A 4,914-nucleotide genomic window follows, 5' to 3' on the forward strand; every position below is an offset into this window, starting at 1 on the left:
AAAAAACAAGCAGTATTATTCTTCGCTTTTCCAAAGGCCGTGAAGGTTGCAATACTCTCTTGCCATAAGGCTTTTTGGTTCGGTTGGCAGCGAGAATAGCGCTTCTGGCTGATCGTTGAAACTGAGTCTTTTTATCAGAACATATGAGTCGTCAACTTGAAGTTCTATCCACTCGATCCAGTGGGTGCTGGTCATTGGGTGAGGCATTGAGCCTACCTTTACAAGCACATCTTTTCCATTTCTCTCTATAACAGGAACGTGTTTCTCCACAACGGCGTCAACGGTATTTTCTTCCATAAGCCTCATTGGATTTCCACAGCAAACGAGCTGTCCAACGCCAGAGTGCAGAACCATTACTATATTGCCGCATGTTTCACACTTGTAAATCTGTAAAGTTTCAGTAGCCATTAATTACACCTCCTGAGCGATAATTGATATTATTATAACAAATTTATAGTGAAAGTTGCGATTTATGGTTTTGATATGTAGGCGAATTTTATCAAATTAGACTTTTCTCCCGAAAGATCGACCCAGATTGCGCTTAGCTTGTCTTCTTTTTCTTTGTCCAATACTGATAGCTGAGTCGAAATCGTTAAGCCTTCTGTGTCGTATAGAATCTCAATTCCGCGAACGCTGGATCCAAAGATCTTCCATATCCTCCTGCCTACAGTTTGAAGCGGTTCGAGAAGCTCGTTTTCTACTATAAAATTGCTAACTTTTGACCTTTCTTTTTCTATGGTGTATCCTGAAAATCCTAAAACCTCAAGCACCTTGCCGTGATCCTTTGAGATCTGATAATTTTCAAATAGGTCCTTTTCAAACCCCAGTTTCTTTATCAGCCTGCTCACAAGGTCTTCTAATTCCTTTACTCGCGTTTCTAACTTGTCAAACTCTTTTTCGTTCAATTTGCCTCCTGACTATTTGTTTTAATTTTATATTTTTGCAGAAGCTCCTTAATGCTAACAAATAAAACATTATCCTTTTCAGTGCTGTCTAACAATGCGTTTAATTTATCTGCGCCCAAATACGGATGAAAGAAAAAAGAGGCGACGCCTCTTGAGAAGGCTCTATTTTTCCTGAGCTCATTATAAACTGTTTTTTGAGTAAAATTATATCCGTCATATCCGAAATCCTCAGGTATCCAATACATATCGTTGTAAGTTGATGGGTATATGAGCATCTGGTGAACTATTAAGGGGTTGCCAAACTGAACTTCATCTGTTAGAAGCATTCTTTCGTAAATCGTTTTTATCCCCTCAATCTTAAGCGCCTTGTAGAGCAGAGGGGTGGCCATATAGTGAGGGGTCTCCCAACCGTCTATCTTTAGTCCTGCTGCCTTTATTATGTTCTCTGCCTCCTTAACTCTGTCCTCGAGCTGCTCAAGGGTGATCCTATCTGGAAATGGCTCTTGAGTTCTGCTGTCCCAAAATTCATATCCAACAGCCGATATCCCTGAGAACTGGTGTGTGAGGCCGTGTATAATTATTTGGGCTCCGTGAGCCTGAGCGTTTTTTAGGACTGACATAAGCTTCGGATCGTCAGTTAGCTTTACTTTAATGCCTTCTGATGGGTTTACGAATATGGGTATTACGCCAATAGAGAAACGAACCCCTCTTTTCTCAAGGAGACCTATTACGGCCTTCAGCCTTGCTATGTCATACATAGGGTGTACATCTTCCAATCTGATAAGTCCTAAGGGCCTTGGCTGATCTGGTACTCCCAAAGACCTTGCTATCACGTCGCAAAGCGCCATATATCTCTTCCTATCAGCGCCTAAAAATGGTTGAGAGGCCATGAAAAATAGATTTCTTGACCTTACAAGTATGGGCAGTGTATCGTTTTTGTCGTTTTCTGCTGAAATCAGAACTTGAGAGTTTTCTGGGTTTATAGGAGTAACGTAAAAGGGCTGCGTGTCAAAGGTAAAACCTCCATATAAGACTTTGTCAAAGCCAGATTTGCTCTTTGAATATTGAAATCCTGCTTTATTTTTCCCATAACCCTCAAGCAGGGATTCTTCGTTGGAGCCAATCCACCAAGTAGTCTCTTTCTCTGCCTTAGCTCTCCAGACAATCGGTTCGGGGACGAACTGCTTTGCCCTTGCGCCCTCGTAAAACAAAAGATTTGGATTCTTTGACACATACGGTGAGTCTAAGCTATCTCTCTTGACATTGATATTCTTCACGTGCAAAGCATTTACAATCCATTCTGACTCCATTTTGCCGACATCAGAATACCACACCTGATTTCTATCGTAGAAGACTAAGGCGTCAACTTTGTTTCCCGTGTGAGAAAGGCATCCTACAATCGATATGATAAAGAGAGCAATGCCCAGTAATTTATCTAACGATAAATACCGAACACTTTGCATGATGGCTGATTTTGTCTGATACGCTCCCCATCAGAAAGCCTTCAAATTCATTAAGTCCTCTGCTGCCCAAGACTATCAGATCGAAATTTTCATTTTTCACCCTTTCAAGGATCATATTTGCAGGATTTGCTATGTCCATGAAAGTAGTTATGTCTTTTAATCCCTTTTCTTCCAGATATTTTTTCGCGTCGTCAATCACCTTTTGACCGTTTTTCTCAAGGTCTTCTATCATCTGTGGCATAAATGCAACCTCTCCGCCCATCAGGTCGGGAAGCATTGGCGGCATACAAATTGCGTGGCAGATCTCAACGGTGCTATCAAAGGCTTTTGCTAAGGATATAGCACTGTCAAGGACCATTGGTGTGTGAACAGAACCGTCAATAGCAACAAGAATTTTTTTATACATCGGTGTGCTCATGGTCGTGTGGGTGAGTGTGAGGGTGAACGTGCACGCTTCCATCAGAGTGGGTGTGTTCATGAGAGTGCATGTTCTCCACAGTGAAGGTGTCTTCTTGATATAGGCTTTCTTGTGCCCTTTCTATGGCAGAGGTTGCTGACTTTAGGTGTGCGCCAGCTTCATCCAGACTCTTCTCCATACCATCAAAACCGAGCATATTGCCCATCATCTGCCAGCGCGCAATCTCTTCTCGAAGAAGCTGCACTCTATTGATCAGATGTTTGGTTTCGATCTTCATTACCGTCATATACGATTCGTTATTCGAACACATATTGCGCCTCCAAAAATAATTTTATTAATAGTATAACAAATTAAACCGCAAATGAGCACCGATTATGCCTGGTTTAGCCTCTTTTATTATCATCAGGCCTTTATATATTGATATCCCGCTTTCGAAAGGCTCACCATCTCTACGATTCCAGAAGGGACGATCTTTACGAATTCAAGTACGTTGTCTAATCCTACGTGGGTTTCCCTTAACGCGTTTTGTGAAACCATAAATTTTACGCCTTTATTGTACAGCGAAAGCATCTCATCTTTTAGAGAATTTTCCCTATCCTTTGTAAATAGCTTCACTCCATCACCGTTTGCAATGAATACAATCTGTATCCCATCATCTTTGTAGGCTCCCAGCAGGTTCTTTGCACTAAAGAAAGCCTTCATAAGCCTGACGCTATCATCGGTGTCGATGTGGATCACTACACTATTCATAAGTACATGCCCCCTTAATATATAAGTTGTTTTTATTATATAATAAAATATATTTTTGTAGTATAGATAAAGCGTTTTAAAAGCAAAAAACCCCTCGGTTATCCGAGGGGTTTTTTGATAGTTTCTTTAGAAGTTTACGTTTAGCTCAAATTCGAATTCGTTGTAGTTGTTTGCTTGAGCTGGGTTAAAGGTATAATAGTAGCCGTTTGTAGCGTCAGTATTATATGGCTTTTGACCCTTTTGATATAGATAGACGAGAGATAAGTGTGCATTCTTTGCAACTGGTATAAGATAATATACGTCGAAATAATCCTTATAACCTGTGCTTAGAGTATTGTTTATGAATGGGTTGTACCACTTGTTATTTCCGAGCCACAAATCGGTTCCAAGTGTTCCGACGAGGAGGGGCATATCTCCTCCAAGTCCCCATGCGCCACCGTTTACACTATTGATGCCGTTGATATTTCCGCTGCCGTCAAGAACTGGCATGTCGGTAGAGGTTCCTTCATAACCTGCATACATATCTATTCCATAGATGTTCCAGCTTCCGAGTACTAACCACCAATCATACTTTCCGTATTGGCCGTTGTTTCCCGTGGTAAGAGCTGAATTTGTGCTAGTAATACCACTAAGACCAGACAAACCTGTGCCTGCACTTAGCCCACCATAATAAGCGAGCTTGTCCACATAACCGTAGTCTGCTTCTAAGTTAAAGGCGTTAAATATCTTGGTTTTTAGGTTTAAGATATACATATCCTTATCCTTGTAGCCGTTTGCTTCTTGTGTAGATGTAATAGAGCCATCGTCAAATAATTTTGCCCACGTTGCCGAAACGGTTGTGGATGGCAAGAAGCTTGACATATCAAATATTACCTGGCCGCCTTCGGTTCCTTCGTCTAAGAACATGTTGTTGTAATATTGGCCTGCATCCATAGTAGGCAGTCTGCCGAGTACGAACGTTATAGGATATGGGTTGAGAGTCCATGTAATATATGATCTGTCAACGAAGAGCGTATTTGAGTTATCCATATAGCCAGATGTAGCTGCAAGTATAGGATTATTGGATCCTCCTGCAGTATTATGGCCAGCATTCTTTTCAACTACAAGTCTGCCATTGAAGCTAATGTTGTCTGCTACTGGTGCTGCAATGTTTAGCCTGATTCTATACTTCATGTAGGTATCATTCTTTGAGTTCTGAAGGCTTGGATTGCCTGCATTGGTCATGCTTGGCGATACTGTGCCTATTATGCCTCCGTTTGTGCTGGTGTTATAGTCATACTCATCTTGCGTTACCGTGTACGTATTAGCTTTTAGAGGGCTAAGTGCATAGTAGTCTTGGTTTGCAGTATTTAGCCTAAATTGTGCGTCTCCTGTAAAG

Annotated in this window: 7 protein-coding genes; all 7 read right to left on the reverse strand. The window is 41.3% G+C overall.

Annotation, left to right across the window (positions count from 1 at the left end; translation table 11 throughout):
* Positions 1-15: 15 nt before the first annotated feature.
* Entirely contained in the window at positions 16-408 is a 393-nt protein-coding gene (locus V4762_RS09795; protein ID WP_347315596.1) for a desulfoferrodoxin, read from the reverse strand.
* Positions 409-470: 62 nt separating this feature from the next.
* Positions 471-905 (reverse strand): hypothetical protein, encoded by a 435-nt coding sequence (locus V4762_RS09800; protein WP_347315597.1) that lies wholly within the window; start codon positions 903-905, stop codon positions 471-473.
* Positions 902-2,368, reverse strand: a complete 1,467-nt coding sequence (locus V4762_RS09805; RefSeq protein WP_347315598.1) for a polysaccharide deacetylase family protein — start codon at positions 2,366-2,368, stop codon at positions 902-904. Before V4762_RS09805 ends, V4762_RS09800 begins: the two co-directional genes overlap by 4 nt.
* The gene (locus V4762_RS09810) at positions 2,337-2,774 is read right to left on the reverse strand and encodes a universal stress protein (RefSeq protein ID WP_347315599.1); all 438 of its coding nucleotides are present in this window, start codon (positions 2,772-2,774) and stop codon (positions 2,337-2,339) included. Before V4762_RS09810 ends, V4762_RS09805 begins: the two co-directional genes overlap by 32 nt.
* The gene (locus tag V4762_RS09815; RefSeq protein ID WP_347315600.1) at positions 2,767-3,096 is read right to left on the reverse strand and encodes a hypothetical protein; all 330 of its coding nucleotides are present in this window, start codon (positions 3,094-3,096) and stop codon (positions 2,767-2,769) included. Before V4762_RS09815 ends, V4762_RS09810 begins: the two co-directional genes overlap by 8 nt.
* Positions 3,097-3,188: 92 nt before the next feature.
* Complete coding sequence (locus V4762_RS09820) at positions 3,189-3,536, reverse strand: DsrE family protein (RefSeq protein ID WP_347315601.1); 348 nt, start codon at positions 3,534-3,536, stop codon at positions 3,189-3,191.
* Between the two features lie 126 nt (positions 3,537-3,662).
* A partial coding sequence (locus V4762_RS09825) for a DUF3373 family protein (RefSeq protein WP_347315602.1) occupies positions 3,663-4,914 on the reverse strand: 1,252 nt, incomplete at its 5' end.

Origin of the sequence: Thermodesulfobium sp. 4217-1 (assembly GCF_039822205.1) — a bacterium.
Taxonomy (GTDB): Bacteria; Thermodesulfobiota; Thermodesulfobiia; order Thermodesulfobiales; family Thermodesulfobiaceae; genus Thermodesulfobium.

What these genes read in the sequence shown, in the direction of transcription:
- V4762_RS09795 (WP_347315596.1), bottom strand. Translation starts at nt 408, where the DNA reads ATGGCTACTGAAACTTTACAGATTTACAAGTGTGAAACATGCGGCAAT.
- V4762_RS09805 (WP_347315598.1), bottom strand. Translation starts at nt 2,368, where the DNA reads ATGCAAAGTGTTCGGTATTTATCGTTAGATAAATTACTGGGCATTGCT.
- V4762_RS09810 (WP_347315599.1), bottom strand. Translation starts at nt 2,774, where the DNA reads ATGTATAAAAAAATTCTTGTTGCTATTGACGGTTCTGTTCACACACCA.
- V4762_RS09815 (WP_347315600.1), bottom strand. Translation starts at nt 3,096, where the DNA reads ATGTGTTCGAATAACGAATCGTATATGACGGTAATGAAGATCGAAACC.
- V4762_RS09820 (WP_347315601.1), bottom strand. Translation starts at nt 3,536, where the DNA reads ATGAATAGTGTAGTGATCCACATCGACACCGATGATAGCGTCAGGCTT.